The 16,140-nt window shown below is 73.9% G+C and carries 12 protein-coding genes; 6 read left to right on the forward strand and 6 right to left on the reverse strand.

Annotated features, from left to right (window positions below):
• Positions 1 to 240 precede the first annotated feature (240 nt).
• From OG259_RS36570 to OG259_RS36595, 6 genes are all read right to left on the reverse strand, one after another.
• Positions 241 to 2,409 carry a prolyl oligopeptidase family serine peptidase gene (locus OG259_RS36570; RefSeq protein WP_328946152.1) on the reverse strand — a complete coding sequence of 723 codons (2,169 nt, stop codon included), beginning with the start codon at positions 2,407 to 2,409 and terminating at the stop codon, positions 241 to 243.
• Positions 2,406 to 3,962 (reverse strand): MFS transporter, encoded by a 1,557-nt coding sequence (locus OG259_RS36575; RefSeq protein ID WP_328946153.1) that lies wholly within the window; start codon positions 3,960 to 3,962, stop codon positions 2,406 to 2,408. Before OG259_RS36575 ends, OG259_RS36570 begins: the two co-directional genes overlap by 4 nt.
• Positions 3,959 to 4,912 (reverse strand): DUF6895 family protein, encoded by a 954-nt coding sequence (locus OG259_RS36580; RefSeq protein ID WP_328946154.1) that lies wholly within the window; start codon positions 4,910 to 4,912, stop codon positions 3,959 to 3,961. The genes OG259_RS36575 and OG259_RS36580 overlap by 4 nt, the downstream gene beginning before the upstream one ends.
• A gap of 2 nt (positions 4,913 to 4,914) precedes the next feature.
• Entirely contained in the window at positions 4,915 to 6,066 is a 1,152-nt protein-coding gene (locus OG259_RS36585; protein WP_328947284.1) for a radical SAM protein, read from the reverse strand.
• 137 nt (positions 6,067 to 6,203) lie between these two features.
• Positions 6,204 to 7,169 carry a DUF6895 family protein gene (locus OG259_RS36590; RefSeq protein WP_328946155.1) on the reverse strand — a complete coding sequence of 322 codons (966 nt, stop codon included), beginning with the start codon at positions 7,167 to 7,169 and terminating at the stop codon, positions 6,204 to 6,206.
• Positions 7,141 to 8,346, reverse strand: coding sequence for a glycosyltransferase (locus OG259_RS36595; protein ID WP_328946156.1), 1,206 nt, complete (start codon positions 8,344 to 8,346; stop codon positions 7,141 to 7,143). The genes OG259_RS36590 and OG259_RS36595 overlap by 29 nt, the downstream gene beginning before the upstream one ends.
• Before the next feature lie 630 nt (positions 8,347 to 8,976).
• On the opposite strand from OG259_RS36595, the gene OG259_RS36600 reads away from it, so the two are divergent.
• The 6 genes from OG259_RS36600 (at position 8,977) to OG259_RS36625 (ending at position 16,076) form a co-directional block, all read left to right on the forward strand.
• A complete protein-coding gene (locus OG259_RS36600; RefSeq protein WP_328946157.1) occupies positions 8,977 to 10,083 on the forward strand; it encodes a radical SAM protein in 1,107 nt (368 codons plus the stop codon).
• Positions 10,080 to 10,742: an iron-containing redox enzyme family protein gene (locus OG259_RS36605; RefSeq protein WP_328946158.1), complete on the forward strand. Its 663-nt coding sequence runs from the start codon at positions 10,080 to 10,082 to the stop codon at positions 10,740 to 10,742. The genes OG259_RS36600 and OG259_RS36605 overlap by 4 nt, the downstream gene beginning before the upstream one ends.
• Positions 10,739 to 10,984, forward strand: a complete 246-nt coding sequence (locus OG259_RS36610) for an aroma-sacti cluster domain-containing protein (RefSeq protein WP_328946159.1) — start codon at positions 10,739 to 10,741, stop codon at positions 10,982 to 10,984. Before OG259_RS36605 ends, OG259_RS36610 begins: the two co-directional genes overlap by 4 nt.
• A gap of 142 nt (positions 10,985 to 11,126) precedes the next feature.
• Complete coding sequence (locus tag OG259_RS36615; RefSeq protein ID WP_328946160.1) at positions 11,127 to 14,630, forward strand: adenylate/guanylate cyclase domain-containing protein; 3,504 nt, start codon at positions 11,127 to 11,129, stop codon at positions 14,628 to 14,630.
• Positions 14,627 to 15,466 carry a S8 family peptidase gene (locus tag OG259_RS36620; protein ID WP_328946161.1) on the forward strand — a complete coding sequence of 280 codons (840 nt, stop codon included), beginning with the start codon at positions 14,627 to 14,629 and terminating at the stop codon, positions 15,464 to 15,466. The genes OG259_RS36615 and OG259_RS36620 overlap by 4 nt, the downstream gene beginning before the upstream one ends.
• Before the next feature lie 25 nt (positions 15,467 to 15,491).
• Positions 15,492 to 16,076, forward strand: a complete 585-nt coding sequence (locus OG259_RS36625) for a GAF domain-containing protein (RefSeq protein WP_328946162.1) — start codon at positions 15,492 to 15,494, stop codon at positions 16,074 to 16,076.
• Positions 16,077 to 16,140 lie beyond the last annotated feature (64 nt).

Consider the following 16,140-nt stretch of genomic DNA (forward strand, 5'->3'; position numbering starts at 1 on the left):
CGCGCCACGTCAGCACCGCGGAGCGGCGGCTTCACGCAGGAGAGGCCGGTGAGCGGCGCCGGTTTCACGCAGGAGGGGCCGGTGAGCGGCGGCGGTGTCGTCGTGCGGAGTCGCACCGCCGGGCCCGCCCCGGTGTCGTCGTGCGGAGTCGCACTGCCGGGCCGGGCCCCGGTGTCGTCGTGCCGAGTCGCACCGCCGGGCCCGCCCCCGTGTCCGTGGCCGAGGTGGTCGGACGGTGCTTCACGGTGTCGTCGCGCCGGCCCCCGGGGCCCGGAGGCCCACATGGGATGCCAGGAAGGCCAGGCACTCCGCCTGGAGTGCCGATGCTCGGGATGCCGCGCGGTCGCCGTGGCCGACGCCGTGTTCCAGGCGCAGGAGGACCGGGCCGGTGCCCGACGTGGCGTGTTGGAGGGCGGCGCACATCTTGCGGGCGTGCAGGGGGTCGGTTCTCGTGTCGCCGTCCGCCGCGGTCAGCAGCACCGCCGGGTATGCGGTGCCGGGGGTGACGCGGTGGTACGGGGAGTAGCCGAGCAGCACCGGCAGTCGCGCCGGGTCCTGCGCGCTGCCGTACTCGGGTGTCCAGCTGGGGCCGAGGCCCGACAGCTCGTAGCGGACCATGTCCAGGAGCGGGGACGAGCACACCACGGCGGCGTACTTCCCGGGCTCCTGCGTGAGCGCCGCGCCGACGAGCAGCCCGCCGTTGGAGCCGCCCATGATCGTGAGCCGGCCGGGCTCGGTCCAGCCCTCCGCGATCAGCCGGTCGGCAGCGGCGGCGAAGTCGTCGAAGGTGTTCTGCTTGTGCGCCCCGCTGCCGGCCCGGTGCCATTCCTCGCCCTCCTCGCCGCCACCGCGCAGCCCCGCCCAGGCGAACACCCCGCCGGCCCTGACCCAGGCCAGGACCTGGGCGCGGTACCGGGGCGACATCGTGCGGCCGAATCCGCCGTACCCCGTGAGCAGCACCGGGCGCGGCCCGTCGGGGCGCCCGGTGGGGGAGATCACGAACATCCGTACCGTCGTCCCGTCCCGGGAGGGAAACGCGACCTGGCGGGTGACCGCGCCGTCCACCGCCGGGGCGTCGGGGGCCTCCCGCTCCCAGCGCGTCGCGCGAAACGTGCGCGCGTCGAAGTGGAGCACCCGTACGGGCGTGACGAAGTCGGTGTACGCGAACCAGGCCTCGTGACTGCCGGGCTGCCCCGCCGAGAAGTCGCCGACCGCGCCGGTGCCGGGGAGCGGGACGGTGGCCACCTGCCGACCCTCGACCAGGTCGTGCACGGTCACCTCGGCCACCGTGTCGCGGGTCCAGGCGGCCAGGCCGAGCGGATGCTTCAGCTCCGGTCCCGAGAGCACGACCAGGTGGGTCAGCACCGCGTCCGGCCGCTCCGGGATCACCTCGCGCCACGCATCCGGCCCCAGGTGGAGTTCGTCCGGCCGGCACGCGACGACGCGACCGCGCGCCGCGTCGCGGTCGGTCCGCAGCCACACCGGATCCGTCGGACCGGTGCCGGACATCGCGTGCAGCCTGGTGGCGGCCCCCCTGCCCTCCTGGACCGGCCTGAGCTGCGGGCGGTCGAGGGGCCCGGCGGACAGGTCGGCCAGGTGGACGTCGGTCCCACGGCCGGTGCCGAGCGTGGACGTGATGCCGAGCCAGCGCCCGTCGGCAGTCACGGAGACGCTGTAGAACTCCGTCTTGTCCCGGCCCTCCCCGAAGACCACGGCGTCCGCGTCCGCCGGCGTCCCGACCCGGTGCAGACAGACCCGGCGGTGGTAGCGCTCCTCTCCGGGGTGCAGCCGCGGGTCCAGGTGCCGGACGTAGTAGAACGCCCCGCCGCCGGGCAGCCAGCCGATCGACGACTTCCGCACCCGGTCCAGCGGCCCGTCGACGACCTGCCCGGTGGATACGTCGATCACCTGGAGCACGGAGTCCTCCGTGCCGTCCCGTGACACTTGGCAGGCCAGCAGATCGCCCTCCACGGAGGGTTCCCAGGCATCGAGCACGGTGCGGCCGGACGGGTCGAGGCCGTGGGGGTCGAGGAGCACCCGCTCCGGCGCGCCCTTCCCGGACCCGGTCGCCGCCCCGGCGTCGGCCACCACGAGCACCGGATGCTCCTGGCCGGCGTGCTGCCGCAGCCAGAAGACCCTGTCGCCGCGGACCTTGGGTGACCGGACGCGATCGACGGCGCTCAGCGCCGCCACCTCCGCCTCCCACCGCCCCAGATCGGCCAGGCCCGCGCGCTCGGCCGCGTAGAGGGCCTCCTGCTCCGCGCTCCAGCGGACCGTCGAGGGGGCCGCGGAATCCTCCAGCCGTCGGTACGGGTCGGGGACGCGCACGCCGTGGATCTCCTCGACGATGTCCTGCCGCTCCGCGTGCGGGTACGGGCGGCGCCGTGTCGCTCGGGCGTCGGTGGTCACTCGGGGCTCCCTCGTTCGTGGTCGGGGGGCGGTCGGTGGCCGAGGGCCCCGGCCGGCGGCGTGGCGTGCCGGGAGCGGGTGCCCGCGGCGCGGTCGACGGTCACCGCGGCGGCGGCAGCCTTCGCGACCACCGCCTCCTCGGCCACAGCGTCGGCGACCGCCTTCTCGGGCGATCCCTCGGTCGTCTCCTCGGTCCCCCTGTCGGCGGTCCCCTCGGCGGCCTTCCCGGCGGCCACCTCGGCCTCCTCCGTGCCCGGCAGGGCGAGCCAGGCGAACACTCCCGCCAGGACGACGATCACTCCGGACGCCGCGAAGATCGTGTCGATGGGGCCGAACCGGACACCGCCCACCGAGCCCGCCACATCCCGCAGCACGGAGCCGGCGAGCCAGCCGGACAGCACCGCGGCGAGCATCGACGCCAGCTTCGTCACCGGATAGAACACGGCCATCACCCGCCCCCGGAACTCCGCGGGCGCCGCGGCGAGCAGCAGCGGAGCCATCGCCGTGTTCAGCACGGTGAGCGGCACGGTGAAGACGAAGAGCAGCGCGATGCCGCCGAGGAAGCCGGTCTGACGGGAGTAGGCCACCAGCAGAACGCCGCTCACCAGCAGACTGACCCAGGTGCTCCGCCGCGCCCCGAGCCACTGTACGACCCGGCCCCCGCTCAACGCGCCCGCGATGCCGCCCACTCCCATGGCCATGCCGATGTAGCCGTAGAGATGGGCGTCCGCGTGGAGGTTGTCGGTGGTGAAGAAGACGTTGAGGGTGCTCAGCGCGCCGAGTCCGAACTGTCCGATGACGGCGAGCAGAAGCAGCGCGACCAGGAACCGGCTGCGCGCGAAGAACCGCACACCGTCCGCGAACTCCCTTCGCAGACTGGTCTTTTGCTTGCGGTCCGGCTTCGGCGCGGAATCCTTCGCCTCCGCGGCGTCGGCCGACGGACGTACGTCGATCGAACGGATGGCGACGTAGGACACCGCGTAGGACAGCGCGTTGAAGAGGAGGGCCCACTGGATCCCGGCGGTGAAGAGCAGCGGCGCGGCGATCGGGGGGCCGATGATCCAGGCCGTCTCGCCGGTGGCCTGGCCGATGCCGGCCGCCCGGGCGCGGTCGGCCTCCCCGGTCACGAGGTCCGCGAGGATCGCGAAGCGCGCCGGTGAGAAGAACTGGCCGGCGGCGTGCAGCAGGAGCACGGTCGTGTAGACGAGGGCGAGCCAGACGCCGGACGGGAGCGCATCGGTCGGCAGGAAGGAGACGACGGTCAGGACCACCACCAGCGCTCCGCGCACCACCTCGGTGCGGAGCAGCGTCGCGAGCTTGTCCCAGCGGTCGACGAACACGCCCGCGAGCGGACCGATGACCAGGACGGCGACGCTGGATGCCATCAGCACCCCGCTGACCGCCATCGGCGCCCATGCCTCGCCCTTCGCCAGTACGGTGGCCACCCACAGCACCAGCGTCGTGCTGAAGACGGCGTCCCCGACGGACGAGACGGCCTGACCGAACCAGAGCCGGGTGTAGTCGCGGTTGATCAGGGTGAGGCGCGGCATCATGACAGCCGCCCCGGGGACGAGACGACCGTCGCCATCAGGGCGGTCACCAGAGTCGTGTGGTACGCCTTCCGGAAGAACTCTGCGGCGGTGGCCGACGGAGGCGCCTTGAGCGCCGCGGACCGTCCCGGGATCGCGCCGTCGGGGCGCTGGGCCCGTACCAGGCATTCCACGGCGGCGGCCCCCGAGGGCGTACGCAGCGGATCGCCTCCGAGGACGAACTGTGCGAGGACGAGCTCGGCGGCCAGGTCCCACCGGTCGTGTGCGACGCAGTGGAGCAGCATCCGGCGGATCAGGCCCTGTGCGTGGTCGAGAGCGCCGGCGTCGAGCCGGGGGTCGGTCCGGCCGAAGTCGCCGAGGTAGAAGGCGGTGTGCGTGAGGGCGTACGCCTGCGGGGTGGTGAGCGGCTCCACGGCGTACGGGGCGAGTCCGTCCGAGTCCTTCGAGCCCTCGGGCTGCCCGGCCGCGCGGAGGGCCACCACCGGGCTCTGCGGCAGGAGTCGGGCGTACGGCTCCATGCCGTGGCGTACGCCTGCCTTGTCCGCGTAGTGACGGATCTCGATGCGCCGGTACGGCGACTTCCCGCGCGGCGAGAGGAAGCCGGGGTCCAGAAGCGCGAGCGCCGCCCGGCATTGCGTGCCGTCGATGCCGTCGGGCGCAAGGGCTGCGTAGATCAGTCGGTATGTGGAGGCGTATGCGGGGATGTCGTCGAAGAGTTCGGGGAAGTCCGGGTCCTGCCAGAGCTTCCGTACGAGGGCGGTCGCCCCGCTCAAGGGGTCCGGAGCGTCGTTCGGGCGTGCCGCGCGGTGACAGAGCAGCCCCAACTCCAGTGCGGCCTTGGCCTTTCCGTGCGTCGCCGGACGGGTGCTCTCCGAGAAGGGGTCGAAGTGGTCCAGATTCCGTCCCAGCCAGTCGAGCGCGCCGGCGGAGAGCTGCTCCAGAGGTGTGGGCATGGCTACAGGCGCCCCGTCTCGTGCAGATGGTCGAGCAGGGCCGTGTCGACGGTGTCGCGGAACCTGGCGAGGGTCCGTGCGTCCTCGTCGTAGCTGTAGAGGTCCTGGCATGCGATCCAGCGGTCACCGGTCTCCGCGCTGGGCAGATAGCCGTCGGTGACCGTGCCGACCTCCCAGTCGGGTTTGCCCGCGGTCTCCCAGCAGCTGGCGAGCGTCCCGTCGGCGCTGACGACCGCGCCGTAACGGCCGCCGGTGTGACCGCAGGTGACGCAGGTCTTCCGGCCGCCGGGGCGGTTCACGGTGAAGCCGAGGTCGAGTGCCCGGCGCTGCCACCGGGTGAACGCGGCCGAGAGCTCGCCCGTGTGCAGCAGACTGTTGGCGAATCCGACGCCCACGTCGCCGACCCGGGCGAAGTACAGCGTGCAGCGCCCGGGGTCGAGCGCGGTCGCGAGCCGGTCGATCAGCGCGTCGACTCCGTGGAAGGTCTCCTGGGAGACGTTCACCCGCAGGGTCCACCGGAGCGGCGTCGCCTCGGAGGCCTCGACGATATTGCGGACGATCTTGTCGAAGGTCCCGCTGCCGTCCGCCCTGCCGACCCGGATCCGGTCGTGGTCGTCGCGGTCGCCGTCGAAGGTGACCTGGACGGACGTCAGCCCGCGCTCGTGCAGCCGTCGCGCGAGGGACGGGGAGAGCAGGGTGGCGTTGGAGATCATCCAGGCCGAGGTGGGAGCGATGTCCGCGGCACGCTCCAGGAGTTCGAGACAGCCACGCGGATTGAGGAGGGGCTCGCCGCCGAAGAGGAGGATCCGGAGTTTCTCCAGGCCGACGGCCGCCATCCGGCGCTCCGTGAACCCGAGGATCGAGGTGATCGTCTCCGAGGTGAGGCGGGTCCGGGCGATCCGCGGCGGCCTGCTGCCGCCCGCCAGGTCCTGGGCGGTGTTCTGGAAGCAGTAGCCGCAGCCCAGGTTGCAGTGGGTGCTGGTGAGGACGGTCAGTGCGTAGGCGCGAACCGTGGCAGGGGTGAACATGCCGCTGTCGCGCAGCTGTTGCTCGGCCTCGGGACGCAGGGCACCGTCGGCGGTGACGTGCCGGACGCCGAGACGGGCCACCCCGCCGGGGCCGAGGAACCACCAGTCGCGCTCGCCCCGGAGCAGGCGCGCGCCGGAGGCGGCGAGGTCGAGTGCCGTGGCCTCGTCGAGGTGCGCCGTCGGGTCGGTGCCGGCCGCTCGGTCGCCGCTCGCCGCTGGGCCGGTCTCCGCCGCTCGGTCGCCGCTCGTCGCTCGGTCGATGCTCACCGTGCCGTCTCCCTCACTGCAGGTGTTCCCGCGGGGGAGTGCCCGCCGGGCCGGCCGTTCGCGACGATCAGCGTCGTGAGGGCCGTGACGAGGGTCGCCTGGTAGGACTTACGGAAGTACTCCACGGGCGTCGCGTCCGCCGGGGCGCGTCTGACGACGGACCGCCCGGGTATCGCCCCGTCCGGCGCCTGGACCTCGGCGAGCATCCGGATGCCGGCCGCCCCGGAGGGCGTACTCAGCGGATCCGCGCCCAGGCAGTACTGGGCGAGCACCAGCTTGCCCACCAGGTCCCACTCGCCGAGGCCCAGGCAGTGGTGCGTGAGCCGCTCCACGACCTGCAGGGCCTGTGCCCGGGCGTCCTCGGTCAGGCCGGGGTCACGGAAGCCGAAGTCGCTGAGATAGAAGACGGTGTGCGTGACCACACAGACGTCGAGGTCGGCCACGGGCAGGGTGGCGGCCCGGGCGGGCAGGCTGGCCGCGTACAGCTCCTCGTACGGGGCGAACTCGTGCTCCGCGCCCGCGAGATCGGCGTAGAACCGGGCTTCGAGGTGGAGGTACGGGGCCTTGCGGCGCGCCGTCAGATAGCCGTCGCCCTTCAACCGGGCCAGGACGGCGCCGGGTGCGTCGGTGACGGCCCCGGCGGGTGCCAGCCCCGCGTACATCAGCTCGAACTGTCGTGCGTACCGGTGGTCGAGGGTGAGGAGGTGCGGGAATTCCGGTCGTCGCCAGGCCCGTTCCACGATCGAGGTCGCCCGGCCCAGGGCGGCCTCGGCGGGCACGGACTTCCCCCAATAGCGGCAGAGCAGCGCGAGTTGAAGTAGGGCCTTGACGCGCGGGGTCACCGGCAGCTCCGCGTGACCGGCGGGCGAGTCGAGGTACCCCGCCTGCCGTGCCAGCCAGTGCCGCGCACCCATGGACAGACGTGCCACGGCCTCATCGAGGCCGACTGATCGCGTACTCATGGTTCTCCTTCGGGGTTACGGATGCCACAGCCACCCGCTCGATCAGGTCGGCCGCGCGGGCCGCGCCGTCCACCGCGGCCAGCCTGTCGCCGAGCGCGCGGGCTCGGGTCCGTAGGCCTGCGTCGCGCGACACCGAATCCAGCAGCGCCGACAGGTCCACGGACGGGGTCTTCGGGTCGCGCACGGCCACGCCGGCCCGGACACAGGCGCCGGTGAGCAGCGGCTGCTCGGACCCGTTGGGCGAGAGCGCCAGGGGGCGGCCGCGCAGGAGGGCCGACAGGACCGGGGCCGAGGTGCCGTTGGCCAGCACCAGGTCGGCCGCGTCGACGAGCGGTCCCATCCAAGGCTTCCGTACGAGCAGGATGTCGGCCTCCGGGGCGGGTGCGGGGTCGGTGGACCGCCCCTGCTCGACCACCGCCTGGAACGGTCCGCCGGTGAACGCCTCGTTGAGCCGCGGCCAGAGGGTTCGGCCGCCGAAGAAGCGGCCGAGGTGGACGTAGACGACGGGCTTGCCCCTGCCCGTCCGCTCCAGGTGATCCCCGACCGCTTCCAACTCGCCCTGTCCGGGGGCTGGTTCCCAGGGCAGCGGTCCCACGTACCGCACCCGCCCGGGGAGTTCCGCGCCCGGGTGCTCGAGTGCCGGATCCCCGCGGAGCAGCAGCGCGTCACCGAGGAGCGGATCGTCGTCCCAGCGGGAGGCGCGCCCGGCCAGGCCGACTTCCTCCCGCGTGGCGGCGTGGAGGGCCCGACTGTCGCGGGTCCGGCTCTCCCGGGTCCTGCCCAGGTGTGTCTCCCCGGCACCGCCGCTCCGGTAGTCCCACAGATGAACCGAGAGCCCGACCACGACCACCGGAACGTCCAGGACTTCGGCGGCGAGCAGGGCGCCGTTGCACAGCACCGAGGTGACGAGAAGATCGGCCTGTACCGCCCGGGCCGCCCGCAGGATCGCCCGGTACTGCGCCGCACCGGTCTTCCCCCACCACGTGGCGGAGAACGCCCGCCGGCCGCCGAAGTCCTCGGCCGCCGCGCACGGCAGCCCGGCCTCGGCGACGACCGGCGCGGCCGAGGATCTGGCGAGGACGCTGACGTCATGGCCGCGGCGGCGCAGCTCGCGGCCGGCCTCGAGCGCCGGGTAGAGGTAGCCGCCGTCGCTGAGCGGGCAGAGCAGGATCTTCACGACGTGCGCGCTCCCTCGGGATCGGGCCGGCGGGGGAAAGGGGAAGGGGGAAAGGGGGAAGGCGAGGGGTGGCAGGCGGTGGGAGAAGGGTGGGGACGGTGAGTGGCCGCGGGCCCCCCGGTTCCTGGCGTGATCCGCCGAGAACCGGGGGGCCCGCGAGGTACTCAGGACGAGACGGGTCGCGTCAGGAGATGTCGCTGGAGTTGTTGATGATGCAGCCGGCCTCGTCCTCCTCGGCCTCCCCGTGCGCCACGACCTCGATGTCCTCGTCCTCGACCGGCTTCGGGTTCGTGTTCTCGGGCATGTGCGTCCTCCTCGTTTGACGGCGTCGCTGCGCCGGCTGGGAAAAACGTACGAAGGGCGGGTATGGGAACGCCTGGTCGTCGGTTCGACGCCGGTATACGTCGACGACGCCGACGCGGTACGACCCCGGGACGTGGGCCGAAGCCCCTGCCGGGAGGCCGCCCCCGGCGCCCGGCACCCGACCGCACCCACCCGGACCTGGGAACCAACCGATCACCAGGCGTTCCTGAACCGGAAGGCAGCCGCCCGGGGCCACGATCCAGGCATGCTCCGCGCACGGCACGAGCACGGAGGAGACGCGGAGGGGTCACCGAGGAGGAGACGGACATGGACCTGGCGGAGCTGATCGGCCTGCGGCCGGTGCCCTGCGGCGGTCTCCTGGTGGCGCTCACCCGCCGCTGCCCCATGAGCTGCGCGCACTGCTCCACCGGATCCTCCCCGTCGGCCTCCGAAGCACCCGACCAGGAGCAACTCCTGCGATTCATCGGCTCGTTCGGTGCGCAGGACCGCCCCGAAGTGGTCATGCTGACCGGCGGCGAACCGCTGCTGCTACCCGGACTGGCTGCCCGCCTGGCCGGTCTCGCCCGCGCCAGGGGCTCCCGGGTGGCGCTCCTCAGCGGGATGTTCTTCGCCCGTGGCGGACGCGTCCCCGACCGGATCATGCGGGCGATCACCGCCCTCGACCACTTCTCGGCGAGCCTGGACGTCCACCACGAGCGCGAGGTCCCGCGCGCGGATGTGCTGCGCGCCCTCCGCGCCGTACTCGACGCCGGAGTCGCCGCCAGCATCCACCTCACCGGCACCGACGCCGACGACCCGTATCTGGCCGACGTCGTCGCCGACGTCCGCCGGGCCTTCGGCTCCCGGCTGCCCATGCTCGTCAACGAGGTACGGCCACTCGGCCGCGCCGCCGGCCTCGCCCGGCCGACACCGCCGGGACCCGACGGCACCCGCGCGACACCGTGCGCACTCGCGGCCTGGCCGGTGGTCGCCTTCGACGGGACCGTGGCCGCCTGCTGCAACCAGTGGACGGTCGACCGACGCCCCGTCCCCCGGCACCTCCGGCTCGGACACATCGCCGACGACGACTGGCCGGCCGTCCGCGAGCGCTCCCTCGGCTCCCCGGTGCTGCGGATGCTGCGCGCCGTCGGCCCCCAGCGGCTGCACGCCCGCTACGCGACCTCACCTGCCCCGACCGGCTACTGCCGCAGCTGTCACGCACTCGCCGACCGTCCCGAGGTCCTCGCGGGCGCGGCCCGCGACGCCGGCGGCCGGGTCGGCGAACTCCTCGACCGGCTCACCACGGGCCAGCAGCTCGCCGCCGGACCCGCCGCCCTGGTGCGACGGACGGGCTGCGCACGCTACGCGCACCTGGTCGAGCTCCGGCCCGAAGCCCCGAACGGCCCCGCGACAGAGGAGACGAGCTGCCGATGAACGCCACCGCATCCCTCGCACTCCGCACCAAACTCACGCCCACCACCCCCGTCCTGAGGGCCGCGACCGCCGCCCTGTGGAGACCGGAAGGACTGCGGCAGCGGTACGTGCGCTATCTCGCCGCCATGCATCCGCTCGTACGGGCCTCGGTGCCACTCCTCCTGCGGGGCGCCGAGCGGTGCGCCGAGCGGGACGACCCGGCCTCGCGGCGCCTGGCGGCGTACTACGTCCGTCACGCGGAGGAGGAGCGCGACCACGACGCCTGGCTGCTCGACGACCTGGCCGCCGCGGGTGCCGGTCCGGCCGCCGTGCCGCACCCTGCCGCCGTCGAACTCGCCGGGGCCCAGTACTACCGGATCGAGCACGAAGACCCCGCCTCCCTCCTGGGCTACATCGCGGTCCTGGAGGGCAACGCCCCCGGGCCACGGCTCGCGGACCGCCTCGCCGAGGTCACCGGACTGCCCGGCGGCGCGTTCCGCACGCTCCGGGAACACGCCGAGCTGGACGGCGGCCACCTCGACGACCTGCATCGCGTCCTCGACGCGCTCGCGCCGACGCCCGCCAGGCAGACCGCCGTCTCCGTCAGCGCGCTGCACACGGCCAACCTGCTCACCCGGCTCTTCCTCTCCCTCGCCGCCGACCCCGGAGGACACCCATGACCGACGAAGCCACTCCGTACGGCGACAACGCCTCGGCCGGAGACGCGACGCCCGAGCCGACCCTGGAGGTGCTCGCCGCCGCCGGGTTCGACGTGGACGCCCTCAGCGAAGAACAACAGGAAGTCGTACGGGCGTTGACCCCCGAAGAACTCGCGCTGCTCGTCGACATCAGGGGACGGCTCGACGCGGCGGCCCCCGAGGTGCAGGCCCACGCGGACGTGGCGGGCGGCGCCCTGTTCTGACGCCGGCCGTACGCGTACCCGCAGCCGCGGCTGTACGGGCAGCTGTACCGACAGGTGCCGTCGCCACCGCCACCGCCACCGCCGTCGACCGTCGCCCGTCCGCCGTCCGCCGTCCGCCGTCCGCCGTCCACCGGAGGAATCCATGTCCTGCGCCTCGTGCCGGAGCGCACTGCCGCCGGGCGCCCGGTTCTGCCCTTCCTGCGGCAGTCCGTGCGCCCCCGGGCAGGTCACGGCCAGAGCGACCGGCCGCAAGGTGGTGACCGTCCTCTTCTGCGACCTGGTGGGCTCCACGGCGCTCTCCGGGGCGCTCGACGCGGAGACCCTGCGGTCGGTGACGCTCCGCTGGTTCGACCTGATGCGGCTGCGGATCGAGGAACAGGGCGGCACCGTGGAGAAGTTCATCGGGGACGCCGTGATGGCCGTCTTCGGCGTTCCGACCGTCCGGGAGGACGACGCCCGCCGTGCGGCCTCCGCCGCCCTGGCGATGCGGGAGGCGCTCACCGGGTTCAACGCGCGCCTGGAGGAAGCCGTCGGCGTACGGCTCCAGATGCGCATCGGTATCAACACCGGTCAGGCGGTGACGGGTTCGGCGACGCAGCGCCAGGCGATGGTCTCCGGCGAGATGGTCAACGTCGCCGCGCGCCTGGAACAGAACGCCGCGGCCGGAGAGATCCTCATCGGGCCCGACACCCTGGCGGCCGTGGGGCCGGGCATCCGGACGACGGAAGCGGGCCCGCTCCTGCTCAAGGGCAAGAGCGACCGGGTCACGGCCCATCGCCTGACCGGCCTGGACGAGGAGGCGGACCCGGAGACACTGCGCCGCTTCGACCTCGGCTTCGTCGGCCGTGAGCATGAACTCAACCTCATGGACGAGGCGTTGGGGCGACTGGTGCGGGCGCGGAGGGTGGATCGCCTGGTGATCGGCGGGGAGGCGGGCCAGGGCAAGACGCGCCTCGTACGGGAGTGGCTCGACCGGGCCAGGGTGACGGCCCCGGCTTCGAACCCGGCATCGACCTCGTCCCCGGCCCCGGCTTCGTCCCCGGCCCAGACTTCGCCCCCGGCCCAGGCTTCGTCCCCCGCCCCGGATTCGACCCTGGCGCCGGACCTGGGCCCGACCCCCGACCGGCCTGCGGCCTCGACCGCCCCCGCGGCCCCCGGCGTCCGTCATGGCGCCGGGCGCTGCCGGGCGCGGGGCGAGCAGCCCAGTCTCGGGCCGCTCGCCGATGCCGTGGCCGGACTCCTGAAGAGCGTCGGCACCGTCGTACCGTCGCCCGAACTCGACCTTCTCCACCAGGGTCTGCTCCTCGACGGCACTCCCAACCCTTCCCCGGCGGACACCTGCGCGGCACTCGCCAAGGTCCTCTCCGAACTGTCCGAGACCCAGCCCGTCGTGCTGGTGATCGACGACTGCCACTGGGCCGCGCAGCCGCTCTTCGACGCCCTCGACCGGCTGGTGCGCGCACTCGCCGACGCGGCCGTCCTGATCGTCCTGCTCACCCGCCCCCAACTGTTCGACGCGCGGCCCGAACTCGCCCTGGGCGCCGTGCCGCTCGGCGGTCTCTCCGACATCGAGGCGCAGCTCCTCGCGGCCGAGCTCACCGGGCGTACGGCCGACAGCGGGCCACTCGCCCCGCAGGTCCTGGCGCGGGTGGGCGGCAACCCGCTGCACCTGGAGCAGTTGCTGGTCGCGGGTGATCCCGTCGACGCGGACAGCGTCCCGCTGCCGCTCCAGGCCCTGATCGGCGCCCGGATCGACGCGCTCGAACCGCCCGAACAGCGCGCCCTGGGCATCGCGTCCGTCCTCGGCGGCGACTTCACCGCCGACGAACTCACGGCGCTCGCCGGACCTCCCGGCGAGGCGTGGACCGCCGCCGAACTCGGAACCACCCTGCGCCGGCTGGTCCGGCACCGTCTGATCAGGCCGGACGGTGGTGCGTTCCGCTTCGCCGGAGGGCTGATCCAGGAGGTCGTCCACACCAGCCAGTCCAAGCAGGACCGGGCCGACCGGCACGAACGGGCGGCACGGCTCGACACGGTCCGGCAACGGGGGAGCGCCGCCGTCGGGGCCCATCTGGAACAGGCGTACCGCTACCGCGTCGAGCTCGGTGCGCAGGACGCGCACACCGACGGTCTGCGTCGGCGCGCCGCCGACGCCCTCGCGGAGGCCGGACGTCTCGCGCTGGCCCACGCCGACCCCGTGTGGGCCGCCGACCTGCTCGCCAGGTCCACGGCCCGGTACGCGGCGGGCGAACCGGGAAGTACGGCGACACGACGGCGGCTCGGCCAGACGCTGCTCGACCTCGGGCGCGTCCAGGAAGGCAGGGTGCTGCTCGAAGCGGTCCTGGCCGAGGCCCCGGCGGACGGCCCGGACGCGGTGGAGGCCGCCCACGCCCGACTCGGGCTCGCGTCCGTCGGCCGATCCCCTGAAAGCCGATCCCCTGAAAGCCGACCCTCTGAAAACCGATCCCCAGAAAGCAGATCCGCCGAAGGCCGACCCGCCGGAACTCGATCCGAGGACAGGCGGTCCGAGAGCAGCCGGTCCGAGGACAGTCGCGTCGAGGCGAGCCGGTCCCGGCGCGGTGGGCCACGGGAGGCTCCGTCCCCGGGCACCGACGAGTCTCCGGCCGAAGCCGCCTCCGCCACCCTGCCTGTCTTCGCCGCGGCCGGTGACGAGCTCGGTCAGGCCAGGGCCTGTCTGCGGCTCGCCCAGCGCGCTCAGGAGCAGGGCCGGCACGGGGAGGCCGAGCGGCTGCTCGCACGGGCCCTCGGCCACGCCGTGAGCGCCGACGCCGAGCCGGAGCGGGCCGCGGCCCTCGGCGCCATGGGGGTCTCCCTCTGGCGAGGGCCCCAGCCCGTCGCCGACGCCGTCGCCCGCTGTCGCGCCCTTCTCGCCGAGCAGGGGGCCGGACGCCGGGCCGTCCGGCTGACGCTCAACTGCCCGCTGGCCGTGGTCCTTGCCCTCCACGACGACCGTGCCGGGGCCGTGGCCTGCCTCGCGGAGGCGGAACAGCTCGCGCAGCGGCTCGGCTACGCCGAGGCCGACGCCTTCCTGCCGATCTTCACCGCGACCGTGGCCGACCTGGCCGGCCGCCGGGAGGAGGCACTGCTCAGCCTGGAGCGGGCCGCGTCCGCCGCGCGGGAGCTGGGCGCGACAGGGCTGCTGCGCAGTGCCCTGCTCGACGCCACCCGCATCCGCCTCGACCTCGGCGACTGGCGTACCGCACACGGCACCCTCGCCGCACTGGAGTCGGCGGGCCGCCGGTCGGGGGAGCGATCGGCCCCCGACCGGCCGCGTGCCGAGTCGGCCGACCTCGACGGACTGCGCGCCCGTGTCGCCGCGCTACGAGGGGAGGCCGCGACCGCCGGTCGCCTCGCCGCCCGGGCGCTCGCCACCGCAGCCCGCACCGACTCGCCCATCGTCCAGGGCCTCGCCGCCCTCGACGCGGCCCGAACCGAACTCGCCCTGGGACGCCCGGCCGACGCCGCCGAGGCCGCGGCGCGTGCCCGCCGGAGCTTCGCCGCCAAGGGCCACCTCCCCGCCGTACGCCAGGCCGAGGCCCTGGCCGAAGAGTGCCGGAGCCGCTTGCCGGGACACGGCCCTGCCCACGGGCGGGCCGCCGGAGCCGGAAAGGAGACACCGCGATGACCACCGGGCAGCGACCATCCCCGGCTCCCGGCCTCACCTGGGGCCTGCGCGGGCGGGGCCCCGCCGACGTACCCGTGGAGGCCGACAGCCCACCGGACCCGCCTGCCGGCGGTCTCCCCGGCGGGACCGGGCGTGGCGTACGGGTCTGCGTCGTCGACTCGGGTGTCGAACGGGACCATCCCATGGTCGGCCCCGTCGCTCGGTCGTGGCGCGTCTTCAAGGACGACGACGGAGTCCACGTCGAGGAGACCGAGGAGGGGGATGCCTGTGGTCACGGCACCGCCTGCGCCGGGATCATCCGGCGAACCGCCCCGGACTGCGAGCTGTCCAGCGTCCGGGTGCTCGGCGAACGGTTCTCCGGCAGCGGGGACATCCTCCTCGAAGGGATCAGGTGGGCCGTGCGCCAACGGTTCGACGTGGTGAACCTGAGCCTGTCCACCAGCCACGACCGGTTCGTGGAGGAACTGCGCCGGCTGGCCGACGAGGCGTACTTCCAGCAGACCGTCATCGTCGCCTCCGCGCACAACACGCACGTGGAGAGCTTCCCCTGGCGCTTCTCCTCGGTGATCTCGGTCGGCAGCCACCAGGAGGACGACCCGGACCTCCACCTCTACAACCCGGAGCCCCCGGTGGAGTTCTTCGCCCCCGGTCAGCGGGTCCCGGTCGCGTGGCTCGGCGGTACGTCGATCCGCACGTCCGGCAACAGCTTCGCCACCCCGTTCGTCGCCGGGCTCTGCGCGCGGATCCTGTCGAGCCGTCCCCGGCTGACGCCGTTCCAGCTGAAGAACGCCCTGTACCTGTCCGCAGCCAACGTCCGTGTCCACGGCCGCCGGTAACGACCGGCGCCGGAAGGGAACCCCCATGGTCCAGACGATCGCCCCCGCCATGTCACCCACGCCCCGGCCGGATCCGGCCATGGCGGAGCTCCTGCAGTCGGTGGTGGACACCGCGCGGGCCATCTTCGGTGCCGAGGCGAGCTCCATCCTGCTCCTGGAGGCGGCAGCGGACGAGCTGGTCTTCGAGGCCGTCTCCGGGCAGGGCCAGGAGTTCCTGGTGGGCCGGCGGTTCCCGGCGGGCCGGGGCATCGCCGGCTGGGTCGCCGCCTCCGGCGAGCCGATGGTGGTCGACGACCTGCACGACAGCGCGTCCTTCGACCGCAACGTCGCCGAGTCCACCGGCTACGTCCCGAACGCGCTGATGGCCGCCCCGCTCCTCCACGGGGACCGGGTCCTCGGCGTGCTGGAGGTGCTCGACCCGTCTCCGCAGGCTCGCTCCAGCCTGTCCGAGCTCGACCTGCTGAGCCTCTTCGCCCGCCAGGCGGCCGTCGCCCTGCACGTCCTCACCACCCACGCCCCGCGCCGGCCGGCCCCGGACACCCCCGACGACCCCTCGCGCACCGAACTCCTGCGCCTCCTCTCGGAAGCCCGCCGCCTCCTCGGAGAGTGAGTGTCCGCGTCCCCGACGGTGCTCGATCCCCGCTGGGCGGTGTCCCGGCCGGTCGGTGGACGGC

Source organism: Streptomyces sp. NBC_00250 (assembly GCF_036192275.1).
GTDB lineage: Bacteria > Actinomycetota > Actinomycetes > Streptomycetales > Streptomycetaceae > Streptomyces.

Coding starts and splice junctions, on each gene's coding strand:
- OG259_RS36575 (WP_328946153.1), bottom strand. CDS start 3,962: ATGATGCCGCGCCTCACCCTGATCAACCGCGACTACACCCGGCTCTGG.
- OG259_RS36580 (WP_328946154.1), bottom strand. CDS start 4,912: ATGCCCACACCTCTGGAGCAGCTCTCCGCCGGCGCGCTCGACTGGCTG.
- OG259_RS36590 (WP_328946155.1), bottom strand. CDS start 7,169: ATGAGTACGCGATCAGTCGGCCTCGATGAGGCCGTGGCACGTCTGTCC.
- OG259_RS36600 (WP_328946157.1), top strand. CDS start 8,977: ATGGACCTGGCGGAGCTGATCGGCCTGCGGCCGGTGCCCTGCGGCGGT.
- OG259_RS36605 (WP_328946158.1), top strand. CDS start 10,080: ATGAACGCCACCGCATCCCTCGCACTCCGCACCAAACTCACGCCCACC.
- OG259_RS36610 (WP_328946159.1), top strand. CDS start 10,739: ATGACCGACGAAGCCACTCCGTACGGCGACAACGCCTCGGCCGGAGAC.
- OG259_RS36615 (WP_328946160.1), top strand. CDS start 11,127: ATGTCCTGCGCCTCGTGCCGGAGCGCACTGCCGCCGGGCGCCCGGTTC.
- OG259_RS36620 (WP_328946161.1), top strand. CDS start 14,627: ATGACCACCGGGCAGCGACCATCCCCGGCTCCCGGCCTCACCTGGGGC.
- OG259_RS36625 (WP_328946162.1), top strand. CDS start 15,492: ATGGTCCAGACGATCGCCCCCGCCATGTCACCCACGCCCCGGCCGGAT.